Raw genomic sequence first — 24,251 nt, 5'->3', positions numbered from 1 at the left:
CAGCATGCCGCTGTCGCAGTTGTTGCCGGACGTGCCGCTTGCGCGCGAGGTGCAGGTGTCGGGCCTGGTGATGGACAGCCGTGCGGTGCGTGCGGGCGATGCCTTCGTGGCGATCGCCGGTTTCGGTGCGCATGGTCTGGGCTTTGTCGACCAGGCGCGCGCCAATGGCGCGGCGGCGGTGTTGTTCGAGCCGCCGGCGCCGGCCGATCTGCCGGCACCGGCCGACGCGATCGCGGTGCCGGGCCTGCGGGCGCGCCTGGGCGCGATGGCCGATCAGTTCCACGGCCAGCCCTCGCGGGCGATGCGCATGGTCGGCGTCACCGGCACCAATGGCAAGACCTCCACCGTGCAATTGCTGGCGCAGGCCCTGACGCTGCTCGGCACCCCTGCCGGCACGCTCGGCACCCTGGGCGTCGGTCTGTACGGCAGCGCCGTGCCGACCGGTTTCACCACGCCGCTGGTGCTGCAAACGCATGCCTTGCTGGCGCAGTTGCGCGACGCGGGCGCGCAGGCGGTGGCGATGGAAGTCAGCTCGCATGCGCTGGACCAGGGCCGCGTGGATGCGGTGCATTTCGACGTGGCGGTGTTCACCAATCTCACCCGCGACCATCTCGATTACCACGGCGACATGGCGCAGTACGGCGCGGCCAAGGCCAGGCTGTTCACGCGCGCCGGATTGAAAGCCGCGGTGGTGAACCTGGACGATGAATTCAGCCGCACGCTGCTGGCCTCGCTCGACCCCGCGCTGCGCGCGATCGGCGTGAGTTCGCGCGCGCAGGCCCAGGCAGGCGTGCGTGCGCAGGCACTGCAGCTGGATCACAACGGCATCAATTTCGCGCTGCATCTCGACGGCCAGGTGCACCCGGTGCACTCGCCGCTGCTGGGCCGCTTCAACGTGGACAACCTGCTGGCCGTGGCCGGTGCGTTGTCTGCGCTGGAGATCGCGCCGGCGCAGATCGCCGAAGTGCTCGGTCGGTTGCAACCGATCCACGGCCGCATGAATCGCCTCGGCGGCGCGCATGGCGCACCGCTGGTGGTCGTCGACTACGCACATACGCCCGACGCGCTGGAACAGGCATTGGCCAGCCTGCGTGCGCATGCACAGGACCGGCTGATCTGCGTGTTCGGCTGCGGCGGCGAGCGCGACACCGGCAAGCGCCCGCAGATGGCGGCCATTGCCGAGATCAATGCCGACGTGGCGATCGTCACCGACGACAACCCGCGTGGCGAGGATGGCGATGTGATCGTGGCCGATATCCTGCGCGGCTTCGCACGTCCGGATGCGGCCATCGTGCAGCGCGACCGCGCCGCGGCGATCCATCAGGCCATCAGCATGGCCAGTGCCTCCGACATCGTGCTGATCGCCGGCAAAGGTCACGAGCCGTACCAGGAAGTCGCCGGCGTGCGGCATGCCTTCGACGACGCCATCGTGGCGGCGCAGGCCTTGTTGCCGCGTACCGTGCTGGGAGTGCGCGCATGAAGCTCACGCCGCTGTCGTTGATCGCCCACTGGGCCGGTGGTGAGCTGCATGGCGACGACGCCATGATCGACACCGTCGGCAACGACACCCGCACGCTGGCCAACGGCAGCCTGTACGTGGCGCTGCGCGGCGAGCGTTTCGACGGGCACGACTTTGTCGCAGACGCGGTGGCGCACGGCGCCAGCGGTGTGCTGGTCGATCGCCTGCTGCCGGCGCTGAGCGTGCCGCAGGTGCTGGTGGAAAATACCGAACTGGCGCTGGCGCGTATCGCCGCCGGCATGCAGCGCGATCGTGCCACGCGGGTGATCGCCTTGACCGGCTCCAACGGCAAGACCAGCGTCAAGGCGCTGCTGCTGGCCATCCTGACCGAGGCCGGGCGTGTCGACGGCACCACCGTGTACGCCACGCCGGGCAACCGCAACAACGAGATCGGCCTGCCGCTGGCGGTGATCGCCGCCCCCGACGATGCGGACCTGGCGATCTACGAAATGGGCGCCGGCAAGCCGGGCGACATCGCCTATCTCACCGAGATCGCCCAGCCGCACGTGGCCCTGGTCAACAACATCGCCCCCGCCCATCTGGAACGCCTGGGCAGCCTGCTCGGCGTCGCCCGCACCAAGGGCGCCATCTACGCCGCATTGCCGGCCGATGGCGTGGCGGTGATCAATGCCGACGATGCCTTCGGTGCCTGGTTCGAGCAGCAACTGCATGCGCAGCCGGTGCAGGGCCGCCGCGTGTTGCGCTACGGCCTGCAGGCCAGTGCCGACATTACCGCGCATGGCTTGCGGCTGCAGGCCAGTGGCGCGCAATTCACCCTGGTGACCCCGCAAGGCCAGGCGCAGATCGCGCTGCCGTTGCCGGGCCGCCACAACGTGCTCAACGCGCTGGCGGCGGCCGGCCTGGCCTTGGGTGCGGGCATCGCCTTGCCGATCATCGCCGCCGGTCTGGCGCAGGTGCGTCCGGTGGCCGGCCGTCAGATCACCCACGCCCTGCCTGGCGGCGCGGTGCTGATCGACGACAGCTACAACGCCAACCCCGGCTCGCTGGATGCCGCCATCGACACCCTGGCTGCTGCGCCTGGCGAAGGCTGGCTGGTGCTCGGCGACATGCGCGAACTCGGCCCGGAAGGCGCCGCCCTGCATGCCGCCGCCGGACGTCGCGCGCGCGCGGCCAAGCTGCAGCGCCTGTACGCGCTGGGCGAGCTCAGTGCCGCCGCCGCACAGGCGTTCGGCGAGGGCGGCCGCGTGTTCGCCACCCATGCCGCGTTGATCGCGGCCTTGCAGGCGGATCTGGCGCAGCTCGCCGTTTCGCCGACCCAAACGCAGGAATCTTCTTCGATGTACGAACACACCGGTGCGGCGGCGCAGACTGCCGCCACCACGGCGCAAACCCCGCCCACGCTGCTGGTGAAAGGCTCCCGTGGCAGCGCCATGGACCGCATCGTCGCCGCGCTGCTCGCACCGGCGGAGGACGCATCCCATGCTGCTTGAGCTGGCGCGTTGGCTGCAGCAACTGGAGAGCCTGTTCGGGCTGTTCAACTATCTGACCTTCCGCGGCATCCTGGCCGCGCTGACCGCGCTATTCCTGTCGTTGTGGATGGGCCCGGCGGTGATCCGCAAGCTGGCCCAGTTCAAGGGCGGCCAGCCGATCCGCCAGGACGGCCCGCAGACGCATTTCTCCAAGGCCGGCACGCCGACCATGGGCGGCTCGCTGATCCTGCTGACGGTGACCTTGTCGGTGCTGCTGTGGGGCGACCTGCGCAACCGTTACGTATGGTTGGTGCTGGCGGTGATGGTCTGTTTCGGTGCGATCGGCTGGTACGACGACTGGATCAAGATCGTGCGCCGCGATCCCAACGGCCTGAAGTCGCGCTGGAAGTATCTGCTGCAGTCGATCTTCGGCCTGGCCGCGGGCCTGTTCCTGTACTACACCGCCGACGTGCCGGCCGCGATCACCTTCTACATCCCGATGTTCAAGTCGATCGCGCTGCCGCTGGCCGGCGTGAGCTTTGTGGTGATCGCCTATTTCTGGATCGTCGGCTTCTCCAACGCGGTCAATCTGACCGACGGTCTGGACGGCCTGGCGATCATGCCGACCGTGCTGGTGGCCTGTGCGCTGGGCGTGTTCGCCTACGCCTCGGGCAACGTGGTGTTTGCCGAATACCTGAAGATCCCGCTGATTCCCGGGGCCGGCGAGCTGATCATCATCTGCTCGGCGATCGCCGGCGCAGGCCTGGGCTTTCTGTGGTTCAACACCTATCCGGCCATGGTGTTCATGGGCGATATCGGCGCGCTGTCGCTGGGCGCGGTGCTGGGCACCATCGCGGTGATCGTGCGCCAGGAGATGGTGCTGGTGATCATGGGCGGGGTGTTCGTGATCGAAACGCTGTCGGTGATGATCCAGGTCGCCAGCTTCAAGCTGACCGGCAAGCGCGTGTTCCGCATGGCGCCGATCCATCACCACTTCGAACTCAAGGGCTGGCCGGAGCCGCGCGTGATCGTGCGCTTCTGGATCATTTCGGTGGTGCTGGTGCTGATCGGCCTTGCCACGTTGAAGGTGCGCTGATGAACGACATGTCCCGCCAGGCCACGCGACTGGACGCCATCGGCGGCCGCTACGACCCGTGGCTGCTCGGGGCAGCGGCCACGCTCGCCTCGCTGGGCGTGGTGATGGTGGCGTCCAGTTCGATCGAGCTGTCCGACAACCCGTTCTATTACCTGACCCGCCATCTGCTGTTCCTGGGCATCGGCGTGGGCCTGGCGTTCTGGGCGATGCGCACCGAGCTCAAGACCATCGAGCAGTACAACCAGGTGTTGCTGCTGGCCTGTTTCGGCCTGCTGATGGTGGTGTTCGTGCCCGGCCTGGGCAGCAGCGTCAACGGCGCCAAGCGCTGGATCAACCTGGGCGTGTCGAAATTCCAGACTGTCGAAGCGGTCAAGGTGCTCTACATCGTGTGGCTGTCCAGCTACCTGGTGCGCTTTCGCGACGAGGTCAATGCGACCTGGCCGGCGATGCTCAAGCCGCTGGGCGTGGCGATCGCCCTGGTCGGCCTGCTGCTGATGCAGCCGGACTTCGGCTCGTCCACGCTGCTGCTGGCGATCACCGCCGGCATGCTGGTGCTGGGCGGGGTGAACCTGCCGCGCATGTCGATGCCGATCGTGTTCGGCCTGCCGGTGTTCGCCTTCATCGCGATCCTGGAGCCGTACCGGCTACGTCGCATCACCTCGTTTCTGGACCCGTGGGCCGACCAGCTCGGCTCCGGCTATCAGCTGTCCAACGCCTTGATGGCGGTCGGCCGCGGCCAGTGGACCGGCGTGGGCCTGGGCGCCTCGGTGCAGAAGCTCAACTACCTGCCCGAAGCGCATACCGACTTCATCTTCTCGGTCATCGCCGAAGAACTCGGCTTTGTCGGCGTGTGTGGGGTGATCTCGCTGTATGCGCTGCTGGTCGGCCGCGCGTTCTGGCTGGGCATGCGCTGCGTGGAAATGAGGCGTCACTTCTCCGGCTACATCGCCTTCGGCATCGGCTTGTGGATCAGCCTGCAGAGCTTCGTCTCGGTAGGCGTGAACCTGGGCATCCTGCCGACCAAGGGCCTGACCCTGCCGCTGATTTCCTCCGGCGGTTCGTCGGTGCTGATGACCTGCGTGGCAATGGGCCTGCTGCTGCGCGTGTCCTACGAAATGGATCGTGCCGAGCGCCTGCGCAGCAAGTTGTCGCCGCAGGGTGCTGGCGCACCGTCGGCCGAGCCGGCCGAACCGGTGGTCGAGTCGGCCACGCCGGCCTACGCGCCCGCGCGCAAACCGCAGCGCGAGCCGGTTGCCGCCGCGCCGGCACCGGTTGCCGCAGCCTCGGCCACGTCTGCGCATGCGTCTGAGTTCCTGCGCGGCACCAGCCGCATGCAGCCGCGCGTGGAACCGACCTTCGGGAGGATTGCATGAGCGCTCATGCGAATCCCGCGCAAACGCCTGCACATCCAGGTGCGGGGATCCGACCAGTGATGATTCTGGCTGGCGGCACCGGCGGGCATATCTTCCCGGGTCTGGCCGTGGCCAAGGTGCTGCGCGCGCGTGGCGTGCCGGTGACCTGGCTGGGCGCCGACGGCGCAATGGAAACCCGGCTGGTACCGCAGCACGATATTCAACTCGATACGCTGGCCATCAGCGGCCTGCGCGGCAAGGGCCTGGTGAAATTGCTCGGTGCACCGGTGCGGGTGATGCGCGCGGTGCGCGCCGCCGGCTTCGTGCTGCGCAAGCGCCAGCCGCGCGCGGTGATCAGTTTCGGCGGCTTTGCGGCCGGCCCGGGCGGCCTGGCAGCGCGGCTGCTCGGGGTGCCGTTGCTGGTGCATGAGCAGAACCGCGCGCCCGGCATGACCAACAAGGTGTTGTCGCGGTTTGCGCGCCGTGTGCTGACCGGTTTCCCGGGCAGCTTCGCCGGCGAAGAAGCGGTGGGCAATCCGGTGCGTGCGGAAATCGCAGCGCTTCCCGCGCCGGCCACGCGCCTGCTCGGCCGTGGAACTGCGGTACGTGTGCTGGTGCTCGGTGGCAGCCAGGGCGCACGCGCATTGAACCAGGCCGTGCCGGCGGCACTGGCCGCGCTCGGTCACCCGGATGTCGAGCTGCGCCACCAGTGCGGCGAAAAGCTGCGTGCCGAAGCCGAGGCCGCGTACGCGCAGGCGGGCGTCAACGCCAGCGTCGAACCCTTCATCGCCGACATGGCCGCCGCCTACGCCTGGGCCGACCTGGTCGTGTGCCGCGCCGGTGCCTCCACGCTGGCCGAACTGTGCGCCGCCGGCATCGGCAGCGTGCTGGTGCCCTTCGCCGCAGCGGTGGACGACCACCAGACCCGCAATGCCGAATACCTGGTCGGCGCCGACGCCGCCGTGCTGCTCAAGCAGGACGACACCCTGGCCGCTCGCCTGCAGCAGGTCTTGCAGACCCTGCTCGCCGACCCCGCCCGCCGCCTGGCGATGGCGCAGGCCGCCCGCACCCTGGCCAAGCCGGACGCCGCCGAACGCATCGCCGACATCATTCTTCAGGAAGCCGGGAGTGGAGATTCGGGATTGGGGATTCGTAAAGAGCAACAGCACAAGCAGGAAAGCATGCAGAAATCCGTTAATGGTCAATTCTCGGCGCGATCGATCGCCGCCGTTGCCAATCTCCAATCCCGAATTCCCAATCCCGGCACCTCCACCGGAGGTGCCGCGTGATCCGCCGTCTGCAGGACAGTGGCGATCTGGTGCGTGCGTTTCCGCGCGTGCATTTCGTCGGCATCGGCGGCACCGGCATGAGCGGCATTGCCGAGGTGATGCTGACGCTGGGCTATGAAGTCTCCGGCTCGGACAACTCCGATAACGCGGCGACGCGGCGGCTGGCCAAGCTGGGTGCGCGGGTGATGCGCGGGCATTCGGCGGCCAACGTGCTCGGCACCGATTGCGTAGTGGTGTCCAGCGCGATCCGCGAAGACAACCCCGAGCTGATGGAAGCGCGCAGCCAGCGCATTCCGATCATGCCGCGTGCGGCAATGCTGGCCGAGTTGATGCGGTTCCGTCGCGGCATCGCGGTGGCCGGCACGCATGGCAAGACCACCACCACCAGCCTGGCCGCAGCGGTGCTGAGCGAGGGCGGGCTGGATCCGACCTTCGTCATCGGCGGGCAGTTGCTGGCCGCCGGCGCCAACGCTAAGCTGGGCGGCGGCCAGTGGCTGGTGGCCGAGGCCGACGAGAGCGATGGCAGCTTCCTGCGCCTGAATCCGCTGATGGCGGTGATCACCAACATCGATTCGGATCACCTGGAAAACTACGGCAACGATTTCGCACGCATCCAGGCCGCCTTCGCCGAGTTCCTGCAGCGCCTGCCGTTCTACGGCCTGGCGTTGCTGTGCATCGACGACCCGGAAGTGGCCGCGCTGGCCGGCAAGACGCCGCGCCACGTGATGAGCTACGGCATGAGCGAAAACGCCGACGTACGCGCTGAAGACGTGGTGCAGGACGGCCCGCGCATGCGCTTCACGCTGCGTCTGCCCGAAGGCACCACCACGCCGGTGACGCTGGCCTTGCCGGGCCGTCACAACGTGCTCAACGCACTCGCGGCCGCTGCGATCGGCTGGCAGCTGGGCGTGGCGCCGGAGACCATCGCGCGTGCGCTGGAAAACTTCGCCGGCATTGGCCGCCGCTTCAACGACCTGGGCGAAGTCACCACCAGCACCGGTGCGCGCGTGCGCGTGGTCGACGATTACGGCCACCATCCGCGCGAGCTGGAAGCGGTGTTCGCCGCCGCCCGTGGCGGCTGGCCGGACAAGCGTCTGGTCGTCGCCTTCCAGCCGCATCGCTACAGCCGTACCCGCGATCAATTCGATGCCTTCGCCGCGGTGCTGAGCACCGTCGATGCGCTGGTGCTGAGCGAGGTCTATCCGGCCGGCGAAGCACCGATTCCAGGCGCCGATGCGCGCGCGCTGGCGCGTGCGATCCGTGCACGCGGCCGCAGCGAACCGGTGGTGGTCGGGCAGATTTCCGGCCTGGCCGAAGTGCTGCCGGACGTGCTGCAGGACGGCGATCTGCTGCTGATGATGGGCGCCGGCGATATCGGCTATGTCGCGCAGCACATCATCAACAACGGTTTCACCGGAGCGAGCGCATGAGCGCGGTGATTCCCAACGCACGTACCAGCGATCCGGCCGCGTTCGGACGCGTCGCCGTGCTGCTCGGCGGTACCTCGTCCGAGCGCGAAGTGTCGTTGAACTCCGGCAGCAACGTGCTCGACGCACTGCGCGCGCGCGGTGTCGACGCGCAGCCGGTCGACGGCATTCCAGCCCTGGCGCAGGCGCTGGTCGAAAAACGCTTCGATCGCGTCTTCAACGTGCTGCACGGCCATAACGGCGGCGGCGAAGACGGCATCGTGCAAGGCCTGATGGAAGCCTTCAAGGTGCCGTACACCGGCTCCAACGTGCTGGGTTCGGCGTTGAGCATGGACAAGATCCGCACCAAGCAGGTGTGGCTGTCGCTGGGCCTGTCCACGCCGCGCTATGCATGCCTGGCCGCCGGTGCCAGCGCCGACGACATCCATGCCGCCGCCCGGCAGATCGGCTTGCCGGTGATCGTCAAGCCGGCCAATGAAGGCTCCAGCGTCGGCATCAGCCGCGTGTTCGACCAGGCCCAGCTCGAACAAGCCGTGCTGCTGGCGGCGCGCTACGACGGCGCGCTGCTGATGGAGCAACTGATCGAAGGCGACGAACTCACCGTGGCCGTGCTCGGCGAGGTCGCGCTGCCGTCGATCCGCATCGTGCCCAAGGGCCAGTGGTACGACTACAACGCCAAGTACCTGGCCGACGACACCCAGTACCTGTGCCCGGGCCTGGACGGCGATGCCGAGACGCAACTGCGCCAGCTCGCCCTGGACGCCTTCCGCGCTGCCGGTGCCCGCGGCTGGGGCCGCGTCGACGTGATGCGCGACCGTGCCAGCGGCCAGCTGTATCTGCTGGAGGTCAACACCGCCCCCGGCATGACCAGCCACTCGCTGGTGCCCAAGGCCGCGCGCCAGCTCGGCATCGATTTCGAAGAACTGGTCTGGCGCGTGCTGGAGCAGACGCTATGACGCGGGGATTGGGGATTCGGGATTCGGGATTGGCCAACAGCGACGCCATGCGCGCCGTTGTTGTTGCCGTGGCGAATCTCCAATCCCTAATCCCCAATCCCGCGCGCGCAGCGCGCGCCGTTGCGATTCCCTATTCCCGATTCCCCATTCCCGCGCGCGGAGCGCGCGCATGAACGCCACCTTGCGCATCCTGGCGTGGTTGCTCGCGGTGGCGCTGGTCGCGTTGCCGGTGGTGGCCGTGCTCAATGGCTGGGTCGGTGCCGAGCGTTGGCCGTTGGCGCGCTTGCGGGTGTCGGGCGACTTCAAGCGGGTGCCGGCCGAAGAGTTGCGCGCGGTGGTCCTGCCGTATGCGCGCGCGGGCTTTTTCGCGGTGAAGTTGCAGAACGCGCAGGACGCCATCGCGCGCCTGCCGTGGGTGGAAAGTGCGCAGGTGCGCAAGCGCTGGCCGGACGTGCTGGAAGTGCACGTCACCGAGCACAAGCCGTTCGCGCGCTGGGGCACCGACCGCATGTTGTCCGAGCAGGGCCGGTTGTTCCGCACCCCGCCGTTGTTGAAGGATTTCAAGCTGCCGCAACTCGGTGGCCCCGACAGCAAGACCCAGGACGTGGTGGCGCTCTACAACGAATCGCGCGCGTTGTTCGCGCCGACCGGGCTGGATGTGGAGCGCCTGGAAATGGACGCGCGCGGCAGCTGGTCGCTGGGCCTGAGCAACGGCGTGCAGATCGTGATCGGCCGCGACGACGCCCGCGCGCGCCTGCAGCGCTTCGCCCGCGTGCTGCCGCAACTGGCCGACCCGCAACGTCCGATCGCCCGCGCCGACCTGCGCTACACCAACGGCTTCACGGTCGAACGGAATTTGGAAAACGCGGTGCCCGAGACCAAGAAAAAACCTCCGCCGGCCACGCCCGCCGCACATCACACGGTCGTGCTGCAACTCCCTCGCACCCATACCCCGCTTTTCTCCAATCCCGAATCCCAAATCCCGAATCCCGGCTTTAAGACATGAACCGCAAAGGCGACAAATCCCTCATCGTTGGACTGGACATCGGCACCTCCAAGGTCGTCGCGCTGGTCGGCGAGTACTCGCCCGGCAATCCGATCGAAGTGATCGGCATCGGTTCGCATGAATCGCGCGGTCTCAAGCGCGGCGTGGTGGTGGATATCGAATCCACCGTGCAGTCGATCCAGCGCGCGGTGGAAGAGGCCGAGCTGATGGCCGGCTGCGAAATCCGCTCGGTGTACGCGTCGATTTCCGGCAACCACGTGCAGTGCAAGAACTCGCCCGGCATCGTGCCGATCCGCGACGGCGAAGTGACCTGGAGCGATCTGGAGCGCGTGCTGGATGCAGCCAAGGCCGTGGCCATTCCTGCTGACCAGCGCATCCTGCATGCGATCCCGCGCGAGTACGTGCTGGACGATTCGCAGGAAGGCATCCGCAATCCGGTCGGCATGACCGGCGTGCGCCTGGAGGTGCACGCGCATCTGGTGGTGTGCGCGCAATCGGCAGCGGCCAACATCACCAAGTGCGTGCAGAAGTGCGGCCTGCAGGTGGACGATCTGGTGCTGTCGTCGCTGGCCTCCAGCGTGGCGGTCCTGACCGCCGACGAGCGCGAACTGGGCGTGGTGCTGGTGGATATCGGCGCCGGCACCACCGATCTTGCGGTCTACGTGCAGGGCGCGATCTGCCACACCGCCTCGCTGCCGATCGCCGGCGACCACGTCACCAACGACATCGCGCACATGCTGCGCACGCCCACCCCGGAAGCCGAACAGATCAAGGTGCGCTACGCCTGTGCGCTGGCGCAGCTGGCCACCGCCGAAGAAAGCATCCAGGTGCCGTCGGTCGGCGATCGTCCGCCGCGGCGCATGCCGCGGCATGCGCTCGCGCAGGCAGTGCAGGGCCGTTACGAGGAAATCTTCGAAATGGTGCAGGCCGAACTGCGCCGCTCCGGTTTCGAGGAAATGGTGCGCGCCGGCATGGTGCTCACCGGTGGTGCGTCGAAGATGGAAGGCGTGGTCGAACTGGCCGAAGAGATGTTGCAGATGCCGGTGCGCGTGGGCATTCCCCAGCACGTCACCGGCCTGGGCGAAGTCGTCGGCAACCCGGTGCACGCCTCCGGCGTGGGCCTGTTGCTGATGGGCAGCCAGATCGAACACCCGCGCCGCCCGTCGATCCCGACCGGTCGCGCCGGGAGCTTGTTCAAGAAATTGAAGAACTGGTATCGCGGGGAATTCTGAGGGGCCGGGATTTGGAATTCGGAATTTGGGATTGGCAAGGGCGAAAAAAAGCAGAGTGGTAGCAACGATTAAGTGGAGAGCGGCGAGCGGGTAGGCGGTAAAATTTTTTGCAGGCATTGCGTCGAGGAGTAGGTGCCGTGAGTCGTAGAGCGCAACAGCGCATCCATGGCCCAGGCACACGAATCCCGACTTTCAAACAACAACACTCGCCGTGATGCGGAGTGGGACAGGGACCAGCGCGTTTGCGACTCCCCAATCCCCACCCCCCAATCCCGGCTCAAGAGGACACTGACATGGCACATTTTGAACTGATCGAAAAGATGGCTCCCAACGCGGTAATCAAGGTCGTTGGCGTGGGCGGCGGCGGCGGCAACGCGGTTGCGCACATGGTCAACACCAATGTCGATGGCGTGGAGTTCATCACCGCCAACACCGACTCGCAGGCGATCAAGAACTGCGGCGCCAAGCTGCAGCTGCAGCTCGGCACCAACGTCACCAAGGGCCTGGGCGCGGGCGCCAATCCGGAAGTCGGTCGCCAGGCCGCACTGGAAGACCGCGAGCGCATCATGGACGCGCTGCAGGGTGCGGACATGGTGTTCATCACCGCCGGCATGGGCGGCGGCACCGGCACCGGCGCCGCCCCGGTGGTTGCACAGCTGGCCAAGGAAATGGGCATCCTGACCGTGGCCGTGGTCACCAAGCCGTTCCCGTTCGAAGGCCGTCGCCGCATGCAGGTCGCGCTCAAGGGCATCGAGGAACTGAGCCAGCATTGCGACTCGCTGATCACCATCCCCAATGAAAAGCTGATCACCGTGCTCGGCCGCAACGCCACCATGATCCAGGCTTTCCGCGCTGCCAACGACGTGCTGCAGGGCGCCGTGCAGGGCATCGCCGACCTGATCGTGCGTCCGGGTCTGATCAACGTCGACTTCGCCGACGTGCGCACCGTGATGTCGGAAATGGGCCTGGCCATGATGGGCACCGGCTCGGCTCGCGGCGACGATCGCGCGCAGGCCGCTGCCGAAGCCGCCATCCAGAACCCGCTGCTGGACGACGTCAACCTGGCCGGTGCCAACGGCATCCTGGTCAACATCACCGCCGGCCCGGACTTCACCATGTCCGAGTTCGACGAGATCGGCCGCACCATCGAAGCGTTCGCCTCGGAAGATGCGACCGTGGTCGTCGGCACCGTGCTCGACCCGGACATGCAGGACGAAGTGCGCGTCACCGTGGTGGCCACTGGCCTGAACCGTGCGGTTGCCCGCCAGACCCAGCGTCCGGACCAGCGCGCGCCGATCAAGCTGGTGCGCAATGCCACCACCGGCCAGCCGGAGTTCGGCGATTTCGACACCAGCGGCGGCGATGCGGTGTCCAAGGCCGTCGGCGGCAGCATGGGCCTGGGCCTGCGTCGTCCGAGCAGCGACTCGGTCGGCAGCGGCAGCAACAACGGCGGCGGTTCGGCTGCGCCGGCCGCAGACTTGCCCAACGACTACCTGGATATCCCGGCGTTCCTGCGCCGCCAGGCCGACTGAGGATCGTCGGCTGCGTCGCTACGGCGGCGCGGTCCGTCCCGCCCCGGGGTTCGCCCCGGGGGTGCAGTGCCATGTCCTTTCTGCCGGATCGGCCACGATCCGGCAGCTTTTGCAGTGGCGTGACCCGGGGATTACAGTTCCCGTCACGCGCGACTTGTTAAAATTCAGATAATCTCTACGGATTAGACAGCCGGTTCAGCGTCTGTCTGCATTGTTCATCCAGACTTCGCATATGACCCAGCAACGCACTCTCAAGAACACCATTCGCGCCACCGGCGTCGGCCTGCACAGCGGCGACAAGGTGTACATGACGCTACGACCGGCTCCGGTCGATCATGGCGTGGTGTTCCGGCGTGTGGACCTGGAGCCGATCGTCGAAGTCCCGGCCGATGCCGAACTGGTCACCGAGACCACGCTGTGCACCGGCCTGACCTGCAATGGCGCCAAGATCCAGACCGTCGAGCACCTGATGTCGGCACTGGCCGGCCTGGGTGTGGACAATGTCATCGTCGAACTGTCCTCGGCCGAGTTGCCGATCATGGACGGTTCGTCCGGCCCGTTCGTGTTCCTGCTGCAGTCGGCAGGCATCGTCGAGCAGAACAAGGCCAAGCGCTTCATCCGCATCAAGCAGACGGTGGAAGTGCGCGAGGGCGACAAGGTCGCGCGCTTCGAGCCGTACGAGGGCTACAAGCTCGGCTTCACCATCGAATTCAATCACCCGATGATCCCGGCCAAGCAGTCGCGCCAGGAAATCGAGTTCTCCACCTCGGCCTACGTCAAGGAAATCTCGCGCGCCCGCACCTTCGGTTTCATGCGCGACCTTGAATACATGCGCGAGCGCAATCTGGGCCTGGGCGGTTCGATGGACAACGCCATCGTGCTGGACGAGTTCCGCGTGCTCAACGAGGACGGCCTGCGTTACACCAACGAATTCGTGCGGCACAAGATCCTGGACGCCATCGGCGACCTGTATCTGGCCGGCGGGGCCATTCTGGGCGCCTACGAAGGCTTCAAGTCCGGCCACGCGCTCAACAACAAGCTGGTGCGTGCGCTGCTGGCGGATCAGGCCGCCTGGGAATGGGTCAGCTTCCCGGAAGGCACCGTGCAACCGCCGGTCACCTACGCCAGCCCCGTCTACGCCTGATGTCGGGGAATGCCGCAGTCGGCGTTCGAAGTGTGAACTGCGTCGGATTACCGGCCCGTTCTTAACTTTTATTTAAGACTTCTCTAACTCCTGCGTGGCTGAGGCCCGCTAGGATGCGTCGGGTCGTGCGCGGTCTTCGCAATTCTTTCACGCTGCGGCGGCCGCTTCGCACCAGCGGCGCGGTGCTCACCGTTTGGTGGGTGGAACATCCTGCAGGGAGGCCAGCGCATCGCGCAGACCTCTGTGCGTGGCCTCCGAGACGGGGCGCGGACGCTCGCGATTCTGCTGCATTGGGGAATGCAGCGGGGTGGTGGCGGTCTTGATGGTCACTGCGGTGGCCTTCAGTCCGATGGATCGGGCGGCATCCAGTAGTTGGGTCTCGGCAAGTCGCAACTTGGCATGCCAGACAGGTGAATCAACCAGAAAAACGAGCTGTTCGTCTCTGACATTGGCCAGCCGGCAACGGGTGGCCAGATGAGGCGGTAACAGGGGGCGCAACTGTCGGTCCAGCGCATCGAGCCACAACGCTCGGCGCAAGGGGTCGCCAGCCTTTTCACCCAACGCGGCCTCGATGGCCGGTTGTGGGACGGAAGGGTTGCGTGCGTTGGACTTGGGCTTGGACATGACACTCATATGGCGTTGAAGAAAGTTGTAATCAAATCTCGCGAAACCCGGGCGCAGCGGTTGGCCCGCCAGTTCCAGAGCTTTGCCGCGGATCGACCGATGGTAGTCCTCGGCGCCGTGCTTGGGCTGGGCATGTTGATCGGCATCGGTGCCAGCACCGCCACCGGCATGGTGACCAATTCCGCGTTGCAGGCCAAGGTTGCCCGGCAGCAGGCCGAGCTGGCCCAGGCGCAGCGCGCCTCGCAGGCGCAGGTCAACGCACTGGCCGCGCGCATGGGCGAGCTGCAGGCGCAGGCCACCCGTCTCAACGCTTTGGGCGAGCGGCTGACCGAAATGGGCAAGCTGAAGGACGGCGAGTTCGACTTCGACGCCCCGGTCGGCGTCGGTGGCGGCGACGAGCCGGTCAGCGACATGCCGGTCGAGTCGCTCAAGCAGACGCTGGGGCAGGTCGAACAGCAGTTCTCCGCCTCCGGCCAGCAACTGAACGTGCTGGCCGCGCTGATGTTCGATCATCAGCTCGAACAGAATTCGGTGCCCTCGCGGATGCCGATCCGCAACACCTACATCACCTCCGGCTTCGGCGGCCGCGCCGATCCGTTCGACGGTGGTTCGGCCTTCCACAAGGGCGTGGACTTCCACGCCAACGTGGGCGACCCGGTGATGTCGGTCGCCGACGGCGTGGTCAGCTATGCCGGCGTGCGCGGCGGCTACGGCAACGTGGTGGAAGTGGACCACGGCAACGGCTATGTGACCCGCTATGCGCACAACTCGCGTCTGGTGGTGAAGGTGGGCGACCTGGTCCGCGCCGGCCAGCAGGTGGCCCGGGCCGGATCCAGCGGCCGCTCCACCGGCGCCCACGTGCATTTCGAGGTGTGGGCGGACGGGCGGGTGGTCAATCCGCGCAAGTTCCTGGGCGATACCAACACGCCGGTGGGCCGCCGCGGGCGCGGTTGACGACGGCGCGGGCGGCGCTTGATTCGTGAAGGCCCGCCCCAAGCTACAATAGGGTGTTGCCATCGACAGGGCGCAGTGCGCCCTGTTTCGTTTACGGCGGCCGGGTCTTGGGGACCGGCGTCGGTCAAACCGTTCCTTTTCAACCGGTTTCTTCAATGATCAACAGTCTGCTTACCCGTGTCTTTGGCAGTCGTAACGAACGCCAGCTGCGCCAGCTCAACCGCCTCGTCACCCAGATCAATGCGCTGGAGCCGACGATCGAGAAGCTCTCCGACGCCGAGCTGCAAGCCAAGACCCCGGAGTTCAAGCAGCGACTTGCCGCCGGCGAGTCCCTGGACAAGATTCTTCCCGAAGCCTTTGCGGTGTGCCGCGAGGCCAGCCGCCGCGTGCTCGGCATGCGCCATTACGACGTGCAGCTGATCGGCGGCATGGTGCTGCACCTGGGCAAGATCGCCGAGATGCGCACCGGTGAAGGCAAGACCCTGGTCGCCACGCTGCCGGTGTACCTCAACGCGCTGCAGGGCGAGGGCGTGCATGTGGTCACGGTCAACGACTACCTGGCGCGCCGCGACGCCGCGCAGATGGGCAAGCTGTACAACTGGCTGGGCCTGAGCGTGGGCGTGGTGTATCCGGGCATGCCGCACAGCGACAAGCGCGAGGCCTACGGCAGCGACATCACCTACGGCACCAACAACGAGTTCGGTTTCGACTACCTGCGCGACAACATGGCGCTGTCCAAGGCCGACCGCTACCAGCGCAACCTGCATTACGCGATCGTCGACGAAGTCGACTCGATCCTGATCGACGAGGCGCGTACCCCGCTGATCATCTCCGGCCCGGCCGACGAGTCGCCGGAGCTGTACATCCGCGTCAACCGCATCGTGCCGCAGCTGACCAGGCAGGAAAGCGAAGAGGGCGAGGGTGACTTCTGGATCGACGAGAAGGGCAAGCAGGTGCATCTGTCCGAGGCGGGCATGGGCCACGCCGAAGAACTGCTGATGCAGGCCGGCATCCTGGAAAATGCCGAAGACGGCCTGTACGCCGCGCAGAACCTGAGCGTGGTGCATCACCTCAATGCCGCGCTGCGCGCGCATGCGATCTATCAGCGCGACGTGGACTACATCGTGCGCGATGGCGAGGTGGTGATCGTCGACGAATTCACCGGCCGCACGTTGAGCGGGCGGCGCTGGTCCGACGGCCTGCACCAGGCGGTCGAGGCCAAGGAAGGCGTGCCGGTGCAGCGCGAGAACCAGACGCTGGCCAGCATCACCTTCCAGAACCTGTTCCGCATGTACAAGAAGCTGTCCGGCATGACCGGTACGGCCGACACCGAAGCCTACGAATTCCAGAGCATCTACGGCCTGGAAGTGGTGGTGATCCCGACCAACCGCCCGACCGTGCGCAAGGACCATCCGGACCAGGTGTTCCTCAACCGCAAGGGCAAGTTCAACGCGGTGCTGGCCGACATCGAAGACTGCGCCAAGCGCGGCCAGCCGGTGCTGGTGGGTACCACCTCGATCGAGACCTCGGAGATGCTGTCCGAGCACCTGCGCAAGGCCGGGGTCAAGCACGAAGTGCTCAACGCCAAGCAGCACGAGCGCGAAGCCACCATCGTGGCCAACGCAGGCCAGCCAGGCGCGGTGACCATCGCCACCAACATGGCCGGCCGCGGTACCGACATCGTGCTGGGCGGTTCGCTGGAAACCGAGCTGCATGCCATGGGCGACGACATCAGCGACGAGCAGCGCCTTGCGGCCAAGACCGAATGGCAGCGTCGTCACGATGCGGTCAAGGCGGCCGGCGGCCTGCACATCATCGGTACCGAGCGGCACGAGTCGCGTCGTATCGACAATCAGCTGCGTGGCCGTGCCGGTCGTCAGGGCGACCCGGGTTCCTCGCGCTTCTATCTGTCGCTGGAAGACAACCTGATGCGCATCTTCGCCTCGGACTGGGTCCAGAAGGCGATGCGCATGATGGGCATGAAGGAAGACGACGTCATCGAAGATCGCCTGGTCAGCCGGCAGATCGAAAAGGCGCAGCGCAAGGTGGAAGCGCACAACTTCGACATACGCAAGAACCTGCTGGACTTCGACGATGTCAACAATGACCAGCGCAAGGTGATCTACGCCCAGCGCGACGAATTGCTGGATGCCGAATCGGTCAAGGACAACGTCGACGGCATCCGTGGCGATGTGATCTACGACCTGGTCGCACGCTTCGTGCCGCCCAACTCCGTCGATGAGCAGTGGGACCTGAAGGGTCTGGAAGCCACGCTGGAATCGGAGCTGGGCATGCCGCTGGCGCTGAGCGAGATGGCACGCATGCAGGAAGAACTGGACGCCGAGCAGATTGCGGCCAAGGTGCAGGCAGCGGTGGATGCGCACTTTGCCGAGAAGGAAGCGGCGGTGGGCAACGACACCATGCGCGCATTGGAAAAGCACGTGATGCTGACCGTGCTCGACCAGGGCTGGAAGGAGCATCTGGCCAAGATGGATTACCTGCGCCAGGGCATCTATCTGCGCGGGTATGCGCAGAAGCAGCCCAAGCAGGAATACAAGAAGGAAGCCTTCGAGCTGTTCTCGGAGATGCTGGAGAACGTCAAGCGCGAAGTGATCAACCTGCTGGCGCGCGTGCGCATCCGCAGCGAAGAGGAAGTGGCCGAACTGGAAGAGCAGGAGCGTCTGCAGGCGCAGGCGCGCTTGATGGCCTCGCAGTTCCAGCATCAGGACGCCGGCGGCTACGGTGCCGACGAGGAAGTGGAACAGATGCAGGGCGGCAACGCTCCGGTGGCGGTGTCGCAGGTGACCCGCGACGAGCCCAAGGTGGGCCGTAACGATCCGTGCCCCTGCGGCAGCGGCAAGAAGTACAAGCACTGCCACGGTCAACTCAGCTGAGCTGAGTTGACCGTGGTGCAGCCCGCTTGGCGGGCTGCACACCAGGCGTCCGCATAGCGGACGCCTGGTGCACGGTCCTTGCTTCCGATCCCCACGCCTTTGGCGCGCTCCCTTACCAAGGGGGCTCTGCTTACGGATGGGATCCTGAGGGGGTCTTGAAGCAGGAAAGGGGATATCGCAGACCGGGTACGAGGCCACGCTCAGGTTTCGCCGCCCTTGGCCAACTCCCTGCGAAGCCATGGCTTGCATTGCTGCCAGGCAAGGTCGACAAGCACGGCATAGACGCTGGAAGAATCCGGTGAGCTGTCTTGCGGCGGGCCTCGGCACGGCAGGTCCGCCACACGCTGTCCATCTCTCGCGGCGCCAACGGCGCCTTCCGCATGCAGGCCTCTCCGCCGGTGCCACTGCGGGGCGTATGCTCGATCCACATCCTGCGTGGAGTGCGGTCATGGCGCTGCTGTCCAGCCAGCAATTGAAGGTGTTCGTGCCTGCACGCGACTACGCGGTGTCGCAGCGGTTCTATCGCGCGCTGGGCTTTGTGCAGGAGGACGAGGTAGGCAATGTGACCTGCTTCCGGCATGGCACGCATTGCGCATTCCTGCTGCAGGATTTCTATCTGCGCGAACTGGCCGAGAACCTGATGCTGCACTTGTGGGTGGACGATGCCGACAGCTGGTGGCAGCACGTGCACGACACCGGCCTGGGCGCGCAGTTCGGGGTGAGCTGCAGCGCGCCGGAAGATCGGCCGTGGGGCGCACGCGATTTCACCTTGCACGATCCCAGCGGTGTGCTCTGGCGCATCGGGCATCCACTGTAGGCCGGGATTGGGGATTCGGGATTCGGGATTGGCAGAAGCACACGTGCCGCGCTTTGACCAATCTCGAATCCCGAATCTCCATTCCCCGCCGCCAAGCGATTGCACTGAACGGCTCACTCGCGGCACTCTTGTGCCATGCCTGATTCTCTAAGATCCATCCACGTCGTTGCCGGCGTGATCACCGACGCCCGCGGCCGCATCCTGCTGACCCGCCGTACCGAAACCCGCGACATGCCCGGCCTGTGGGAGTTTCCGGGTGGCAAGCGCGAACCTGGCGAAACCTCCGAACAGGCATTGGTGCGCGAACTCAACGAAGAGCTCGGTATCGAGGCGCAGGTCGGCGAGCGGCTGATGGACGTGCCGCAGTTGTACCCGGACAAGCGGCTGCGCCTGGAAGTGCGCCACATCACCGCATGGAAAGGCAGCCCGCGCGGCCGCGAGGGCCAGGCGATGACCTGGGTGGCCGCCGACAAACTGACCCGTTATTCGATGCCGCCGGCCGATGTGCCGGTGGTCGGTGTGCTGCGCCAGCCCGACCGCTATCTGATCACGCCCGAGCCGGACGATGACGCGCTGTGGCTGGAGGGTCTGGAGCGTGCGCTGCAGGACGGCATCACGCGCATCCAGTTGCGTGCGCGGCAGGCCGAACCGGCGCGCTGGCAGGCCTTGCTGCAGCAGGTGATGCGCCTGCGCGGCCGTACGCGCGCGCAACTGCTGCTCAACCGCGACATCGCACTGGCCGGCGAACTCGGCATCGGCGTGCATCTGGGTTCGGAGCAACTGGCCAGCCTGCAGCAGCGCCCGTTGCCGGCCGAGCAGCCGGTCGCCGCTTCCTGTCACGGGTTGGAAGATCTGCGCCACGCACAGCGTCTTGGCTGCGATTTTGCGGTGCTGGGCCCGGTGCAGGCGACCGCGTCGCATCCGGGTGCGACACCCTTGGGATGGGATGGGTTCGAACGCCTGCGCGAGCAGGTCTCCCTGCCGATCTACGCACTCGGTGGCATGCAGGTCGACGACCTGCGCGAAGCCCGTTCGCATGGCGCGCAAGGCATCGCGGCGATTCGCGCGCTGTGGCCGCAGTGACCCTGCAGTCGGCGATCTTGGTGGTGTTCGGCGGATTGCCGGGCGTCGGCAAAAGTTCCATTGCCCAGGTGCTACTGACGCAATGCACTGCGTTTTATTTGCGTATCGATACGATCGAGCAGTCACTACGCGAAAGTGGTGCACTCGCCAACGATGTCGGAGCAGCGGGCTACATGACCGCTTACGCACTTGCCGAGGCCAATCTGCAACTGGGTCACGTGGTGGTCGCCGATTGCGTGAACCCGTTGCCGGTCACCCGTGAAGCGTGGCGCGATGTAGCTCGTCGTGCACGGAGCCGCTTGCTGGAGATCGAGGTAGTGTGCAGCGATCGCAACGTGCATCGGCAGCGCGTGGAATCGCGGCAAAGCGACGTGGTCGGATTGCGCGTGCCGGGGTGGGCCTCCGTGCTCGCGCATGATTACGTGGCCTGGACCGAGCCGCACTGGGTGATCGACAGCGCCGTGCTGAGCCCGCAGCAGGCGGTCACGCAGATCATGGGCCGGCTTGTCGCATAGCCTGCAAGCGTCACCTATGAGGCATGAGGTTCGGAGTCTCTGAGCCGATACGCTCACTGCCTCGCAGCCAACACCACCATCGTCACCATCACCGATTGCCGGGGCAATGCGCCGTCGCACGTACTTGGCCGCTGCAATCCGCTCACGCCGGGCGCTGCGCTAAAACGTCACCCAGAAGCAGTTGTACTGCCGGCGCAGCCGCAACACGCTGCTTGCTGGCGCACCGCTGGCGAGGTTCTGTTCCAAACGCAGGCCCCAGGGGCGCGGGCGGCTTGGCGGTGCCGGGAGTGGGGCGTCGATGGCGCTGCCGTCCAGGGATGGAGCCGCTGCCGTGCCGGCATCGGCTTCCCAGGTCGGCGGATCGCGTTGCGGGTACATCGGCACGATGTCCAGCAATGGGCGTTGCACGATCGCCTCCAGCCGGCTCAGCACCTGGTTGGCAGCGGCGTCGGACTGGCCGCTCCACAGGTAGAGGCTGGAGAGCCGATTGACGTCGCGGCTGTCCACCGCCAGTTGCAGCAACGACACCAGTTCGCTCAGCCGGCGCGGGCAGCCGTAGCGATGCAGGCCGGTGTTGCCCTGCGTGCGCGCGGCCGGCGGCGGACGCGCCGCGGCGCCGACATCTTCGCAACGACGGTCGGTGAACATGGTCTGCCCGTCCGCTGTCACGCAGCGACGGATCTCCTGCGCCTGCACGTGCATGGCCGGGCACAGGCAGAACAGCAGTAACAATGGCAGCAGGAGGCGAGGCATCGGCGCAGCGTAACGGGGCCTGCGTGAGCCGGCGAGCAACGCGCCGGGACAGTGGCAGCTTGCACGGCGTTTGCGCATCACGCGCGCGTTTGCCGATGATGTGCCCGCGTGGAGATGCCCGCCGAGGGCATGGCTGCGACCGGCTGGCTCAGCGCCCGAGCAGCTGCAGCACCTGCGTGGTCGGCTTGGCCAGGTTGAGCGTGTAGAAGTGCAGGGCAGGCGCGCCGCCGGCGATCAGGCGCTCGCACACGGTGGCCACCACTTCCGCACCGAAGGCGCGCACCGCATCGGCATCGTCGCCGTAGGACTGCATCTTCTTGCTGATCCAGCGCGGAATTTCCGCACCGCATTGCTCGGAAAAGCGCCGCAACTGCGAGAAATTGGAGATCGGCATGATGCCGGGGATGATCGGGATCTCCACGCCCATGCGCTGCACGGCGTCGCGGAAATGAAAGTACGCGTCGGCGTTGTAGAAATACTGGGTGATCGCGGCATCGGCGCCGGCATCCACCTTGGCCTTGAAGTAACGCAGATCGCTCAGCGCGTCGGTCGCCTGCGGATGGGTTTCCGGATACGCACCCACCTCGATCCGGAACGCATCGCCGTGCTCGGCGCGGATGAAGGCGATCAGGTCCGAGGCGTAGCGCAGGTCGCCGGGATGGCCCATGCCCGAGGGCAGGTCGCCGCGCAGCGCGACGATGCGGGTACAGCCGATCGCGCGATACAGCTTGAGCAGCTCGCGGATCTCCTGGCGGCTGCCGCCGACGCAGGACAGATGCGGGGCGGCTTCGAAACCGTGCTTCTGCTTGAGGTGACGCACCGTCTCGGAGGTGTAGCTGAGCGTGGAGCCGCCGGCACCGAAGGTGCACGACACGTATTCCGGCGCGTAGCCCTTCAGCCTGGCCGCCGTGCGGTCCAGCTGGGCGCGCTGGTCGTCGGTCTTGGGGGGGTAGAACTCGAAACTGAGATGCGTCATCGCGGCAGGTCCGGCGGATCGTGCCAGCATAATATCGCTTCATCGCGATGAATGCATATTTGGTTGCGGGTGTCCTGCATTCGGTTACCTGGCGTGCTGTCAGCGGAATGACGGCGCGATCTGCGGGGCCCTGCAGGCGCTTGCCGCGCGGCGGCGAGCGAAGCCTTGCCTTGCAGCGGGCAGGCGAATCGCGTTTGTCGCCGCACTGGTTCAGCGCGTGATGCCGGCCATCGCGTCGTTGCCTGCCGAGGGTTGGTGTAGAGGGGTTTCGCCAGGCCTGCGTGCCATGTCGCGACCGGGCTTGCGCCGGACGTTGACGCAGGCAGCTCTACACTGGGTGCACTTTCTACGGAGTGCTGCGCATGAGCGATACCACGATGACTGCAATCGCCATACGCGATGGCAAGGGCGATGCGGATGCACTGTACGCCAGCGAGCAGCCGCGCCCGCGTCCGGCGCCGGGGCAGGTGCTGATCCGCGTGCATGCGGCCGGGATCAATCGTCCCGACCTGCTGCAGCGTGCCGGCCACTATCCGCCGCCGCCCGGCGCGCCGCAGACGCTCGGGCTGGAAATCGCCGGCGAGATCGTGGAGCCGGCCGGTCGCTGGAAGGTCGGCGATCGGGTGTGTGCACTGCTGGGCGGTGGCGGATACGCACAGTACGCAGCGGTCGACGCGCGGCATGTGCTGCCGATTCCGCCGGGCATGGATCTGGCGCATGCCGCGGCGCTGCCGGAAACCATCTTTACCGCGTACACCAACCTGTTCGAGCATGGCCGGCTGGCGGCCGGGGAATGGCTGCTGCTGCACGGCGCCACGTCCGGGATCGGCGTGACTGCGATCCAGATGGCCAAGGCCGCCGGTGCGCATGTGCTGGCGACTGCGCGTTCGGCAGGCAAGGCAGCGCAGGCGCGCGAACTGGGCGCCGATGTGGCGATCGACTCCACCACCGAATCGTTTGTCGACGTGGCCAAGGCGCATGGCGGGGTGGATGTGTCGCTGGACATGGTGGGCGCTGCGGTATTCGCCGACACCCTGGAGGCGCTCAACCCACGCGGGCGCATCGTCTACATCGCCTCGCAGGCCGGCTCGACCATCGAGGTGCCGATCCCGCTGCTGATGCGCAAGCAGGCCATCCTCACCGGCTCGACGCTGCGCCCGCGCAGTGCCGACGAAAAGGCGCGCCTGGCTGCGGAAGTGGAGCGCGTGGTGTGGCCGTGGATCGCGCAGGGCAAGCTGCGCGTGCTGCTCGACAAGCGCTTCCCGCTCGGCGAAGCCGCTGCAGCGCACCGCTATCTTGAGCAGGGCAGCCACCTGGGCAAGGTCGTGCTGGAGATGTGAGCGCATCGCAATGCGCATGCAGGTAGCTCTGTCTGCAGCAGGCGTCGCAGGCCTGGCCATACATCGGCCGCAGGCCGGGCGCCCCACCGCAGCCGCCGAGTGCTCCAGCGCGACCAGGTGGAAGGCCACGAACGGCAAGGCGTGCCGTGCAGTTGCACCGATGCAGCATGGCGGCTCCTGCACGGCCACCGGGCGGCGCAGGTATAGCAAAACAAGCAGGAGCGATGTCTCGCAGCGAACCGCAGCCTGACCTTACACTGCGCCGTTGCGTGCGCTGGTGCAGCGCGCCGCTGCCGCAGTCTCCGTGCATGC

Annotated in this window: 20 protein-coding genes; 17 read left to right on the top strand and 3 right to left on the bottom strand. The window is 66.7% G+C overall.

Going from position 1 to position 24,251, the window contains the following annotated elements:
- The first annotated feature begins 4 nt into the window (after nt 1-4).
- The 11 genes from GGR73_RS12195 (at nt 5) to lpxC (ending at nt 13,983) form a co-directional block, all read left to right on the top strand.
- Complete coding sequence (locus GGR73_RS12195; protein WP_184457451.1) at nt 5-1,480, top strand: UDP-N-acetylmuramoyl-L-alanyl-D-glutamate--2,6-diaminopimelate ligase; 1,476 nt, start codon at nt 5-7, stop codon at nt 1,478-1,480.
- A complete protein-coding gene (locus tag GGR73_RS12190; RefSeq protein ID WP_184457110.1) occupies nt 1,477-2,970 on the top strand; it encodes a UDP-N-acetylmuramoyl-tripeptide--D-alanyl-D-alanine ligase in 1,494 nt (497 codons plus the stop codon). The genes GGR73_RS12195 and GGR73_RS12190 overlap by 4 nt, the downstream gene beginning before the upstream one ends.
- Entirely contained in the window at nt 2,960-4,045 is a 1,086-nt protein-coding gene (gene mraY, locus GGR73_RS12185; protein WP_024939425.1) for a phospho-N-acetylmuramoyl-pentapeptide-transferase, read from the top strand. The genes GGR73_RS12190 and mraY overlap by 11 nt, the downstream gene beginning before the upstream one ends.
- Entirely contained in the window at nt 4,045-5,418 is a 1,374-nt protein-coding gene (gene ftsW / locus GGR73_RS12180) for a putative lipid II flippase FtsW (RefSeq protein ID WP_184457107.1), read from the top strand. Before mraY ends, ftsW begins: the two co-directional genes overlap by 1 nt.
- On the top strand, nt 5,415-6,686 hold the full coding sequence (murG, locus tag GGR73_RS12175; RefSeq protein ID WP_184457105.1) for an undecaprenyldiphospho-muramoylpentapeptide beta-N-acetylglucosaminyltransferase: 1,272 nt from the start codon (nt 5,415-5,417) through the stop codon (nt 6,684-6,686). Before ftsW ends, murG begins: the two co-directional genes overlap by 4 nt.
- Nucleotides 6,683-8,116 carry a UDP-N-acetylmuramate--L-alanine ligase gene (gene murC, locus GGR73_RS12170; protein WP_046345715.1) on the top strand — a complete coding sequence of 478 codons (1,434 nt, stop codon included), beginning with the start codon at nt 6,683-6,685 and terminating at the stop codon, nt 8,114-8,116. Before murG ends, murC begins: the two co-directional genes overlap by 4 nt.
- On the top strand, nt 8,113-9,069 hold the full coding sequence (locus GGR73_RS12165; RefSeq protein ID WP_184457103.1) for a D-alanine--D-alanine ligase: 957 nt from the start codon (nt 8,113-8,115) through the stop codon (nt 9,067-9,069). The genes murC and GGR73_RS12165 overlap by 4 nt, the downstream gene beginning before the upstream one ends.
- 169 nt (nt 9,070-9,238) lie before the next feature.
- On the top strand, nt 9,239-10,075 hold the full coding sequence (locus tag GGR73_RS12160; protein ID WP_054591400.1) for a cell division protein FtsQ/DivIB: 837 nt from the start codon (nt 9,239-9,241) through the stop codon (nt 10,073-10,075).
- Entirely contained in the window at nt 10,072-11,307 is a 1,236-nt protein-coding gene (gene ftsA, locus GGR73_RS12155) for a cell division protein FtsA (protein WP_003485272.1), read from the top strand. The genes GGR73_RS12160 and ftsA overlap by 4 nt, the downstream gene beginning before the upstream one ends.
- 293 nt (nt 11,308-11,600) lie before the next feature.
- Nucleotides 11,601-12,839, top strand: coding sequence for a cell division protein FtsZ (gene ftsZ, locus GGR73_RS12150; protein ID WP_016902188.1), 1,239 nt, complete (start codon nt 11,601-11,603; stop codon nt 12,837-12,839).
- 232 nt (nt 12,840-13,071) lie between these two features.
- Nucleotides 13,072-13,983: a UDP-3-O-acyl-N-acetylglucosamine deacetylase gene (gene lpxC / locus GGR73_RS12145; RefSeq protein WP_024938333.1), complete on the top strand. Its 912-nt coding sequence runs from the start codon at nt 13,072-13,074 to the stop codon at nt 13,981-13,983.
- A 186-nt stretch (nt 13,984-14,169) separates the two neighbouring features.
- On the opposite strand, the gene GGR73_RS12140 is transcribed toward lpxC, so the two are convergent.
- The gene (locus GGR73_RS12140; RefSeq protein ID WP_080959932.1) at nt 14,170-14,616 is read right to left on the bottom strand and encodes a DUF721 domain-containing protein; all 447 of its coding nucleotides are present in this window, start codon (nt 14,614-14,616) and stop codon (nt 14,170-14,172) included.
- On the opposite strand from GGR73_RS12140, the gene GGR73_RS12135 reads away from it, so the two are divergent.
- The 5 genes from GGR73_RS12135 (at nt 14,617) to GGR73_RS12115 (ending at nt 20,870) form a co-directional block, all read left to right on the top strand.
- Nucleotides 14,617-15,561, top strand: coding sequence for a M23 family metallopeptidase (locus GGR73_RS12135; RefSeq protein ID WP_184457101.1), 945 nt, complete (start codon nt 14,617-14,619; stop codon nt 15,559-15,561). It abuts the gene before it with no gap.
- Between the two features lie 155 nt (nt 15,562-15,716).
- Nucleotides 15,717-18,455, top strand: coding sequence for a preprotein translocase subunit SecA (gene secA, locus GGR73_RS12130; RefSeq protein WP_184457100.1), 2,739 nt, complete (start codon nt 15,717-15,719; stop codon nt 18,453-18,455).
- A gap of 448 nt (nt 18,456-18,903) precedes the next feature.
- The gene (locus tag GGR73_RS12125; RefSeq protein ID WP_016902193.1) at nt 18,904-19,272 is read left to right on the top strand and encodes a VOC family protein; all 369 of its coding nucleotides are present in this window, start codon (nt 18,904-18,906) and stop codon (nt 19,270-19,272) included.
- Between the two features lie 135 nt (nt 19,273-19,407).
- Complete coding sequence (locus GGR73_RS12120) at nt 19,408-20,355, top strand: Nudix family hydrolase (RefSeq protein ID WP_184457098.1); 948 nt, start codon at nt 19,408-19,410, stop codon at nt 20,353-20,355.
- A gap of 2 nt (nt 20,356-20,357) precedes the next feature.
- Entirely contained in the window at nt 20,358-20,870 is a 513-nt protein-coding gene (locus GGR73_RS12115) for an AAA family ATPase (protein WP_184457450.1), read from the top strand.
- A gap of 159 nt (nt 20,871-21,029) precedes the next feature.
- Here GGR73_RS12115 and GGR73_RS12110 read toward each other — a convergent pair whose 3' ends face one another.
- Both GGR73_RS12110 and metF read right to left on the bottom strand, forming a co-directional pair.
- Nucleotides 21,030-21,701 carry a hypothetical protein gene (locus GGR73_RS12110; RefSeq protein ID WP_179464595.1) on the bottom strand — a complete coding sequence of 224 codons (672 nt, stop codon included), beginning with the start codon at nt 21,699-21,701 and terminating at the stop codon, nt 21,030-21,032.
- A 70-nt stretch (nt 21,702-21,771) separates the two neighbouring features.
- Nucleotides 21,772-22,599: a methylenetetrahydrofolate reductase [NAD(P)H] gene (gene metF, locus GGR73_RS12105; RefSeq protein ID WP_024938327.1), complete on the bottom strand. Its 828-nt coding sequence runs from the start codon at nt 22,597-22,599 to the stop codon at nt 21,772-21,774.
- 362 nt (nt 22,600-22,961) lie between these two features.
- Between metF and GGR73_RS12100 the strand changes: the two genes are divergently transcribed.
- Nucleotides 22,962-23,939, top strand: a complete 978-nt coding sequence (locus GGR73_RS12100; protein WP_167708450.1) for an NAD(P)H-quinone oxidoreductase — start codon at nt 22,962-22,964, stop codon at nt 23,937-23,939.
- The last annotated feature ends 312 nt before the right edge of the window (nt 23,940-24,251 follow it).

The sequence above is a fragment of the Xanthomonas sp. F14 genome (genome assembly GCF_014199865.1).
This window is presented reverse-complemented; position numbering and strand designations above follow the sequence as displayed.

Bases quoted from the DNA above. Each gene is read 5' to 3' on its own strand.
- ftsZ (WP_016902188.1), top strand. From the start codon at position 11,601: ATGGCACATTTTGAACTGATCGAAAAGATGGCTCCCAACGCGGTAATC.
- GGR73_RS12140 (WP_080959932.1), bottom strand. From the start codon at position 14,616: ATGAGTGTCATGTCCAAGCCCAAGTCCAACGCACGCAACCCTTCCGTC.
- ftsA (WP_003485272.1), top strand. From the start codon at position 10,072: ATGAACCGCAAAGGCGACAAATCCCTCATCGTTGGACTGGACATCGGC.
- GGR73_RS12125 (WP_016902193.1), top strand. From the start codon at position 18,904: ATGGCGCTGCTGTCCAGCCAGCAATTGAAGGTGTTCGTGCCTGCACGC.
- GGR73_RS12110 (WP_179464595.1), bottom strand. From the start codon at position 21,701: ATGCGCAAACGCCGTGCAAGCTGCCACTGTCCCGGCGCGTTGCTCGCC.
- murG (WP_184457105.1), top strand. From the start codon at position 5,415: ATGAGCGCTCATGCGAATCCCGCGCAAACGCCTGCACATCCAGGTGCG.
- GGR73_RS12160 (WP_054591400.1), top strand. From the start codon at position 9,239: ATGAACGCCACCTTGCGCATCCTGGCGTGGTTGCTCGCGGTGGCGCTG.
- GGR73_RS12100 (WP_167708450.1), top strand. From the start codon at position 22,962: ATGAGCGATACCACGATGACTGCAATCGCCATACGCGATGGCAAGGGC.
- ftsW (WP_184457107.1), top strand. From the start codon at position 4,045: ATGAACGACATGTCCCGCCAGGCCACGCGACTGGACGCCATCGGCGGC.
- GGR73_RS12165 (WP_184457103.1), top strand. From the start codon at position 8,113: ATGAGCGCGGTGATTCCCAACGCACGTACCAGCGATCCGGCCGCGTTC.
- lpxC (WP_024938333.1), top strand. From the start codon at position 13,072: ATGACCCAGCAACGCACTCTCAAGAACACCATTCGCGCCACCGGCGTC.
- GGR73_RS12195 (WP_184457451.1), top strand. From the start codon at position 5: ATGCCGCTGTCGCAGTTGTTGCCGGACGTGCCGCTTGCGCGCGAGGTG.
- metF (WP_024938327.1), bottom strand. From the start codon at position 22,599: ATGACGCATCTCAGTTTCGAGTTCTACCCCCCCAAGACCGACGACCAG.
- GGR73_RS12120 (WP_184457098.1), top strand. From the start codon at position 19,408: ATGCCTGATTCTCTAAGATCCATCCACGTCGTTGCCGGCGTGATCACC.
- secA (WP_184457100.1), top strand. From the start codon at position 15,717: ATGATCAACAGTCTGCTTACCCGTGTCTTTGGCAGTCGTAACGAACGC.
- GGR73_RS12135 (WP_184457101.1), top strand. From the start codon at position 14,617: ATGGCGTTGAAGAAAGTTGTAATCAAATCTCGCGAAACCCGGGCGCAG.
- mraY (WP_024939425.1), top strand. From the start codon at position 2,960: ATGCTGCTTGAGCTGGCGCGTTGGCTGCAGCAACTGGAGAGCCTGTTC.
- GGR73_RS12190 (WP_184457110.1), top strand. From the start codon at position 1,477: ATGAAGCTCACGCCGCTGTCGTTGATCGCCCACTGGGCCGGTGGTGAG.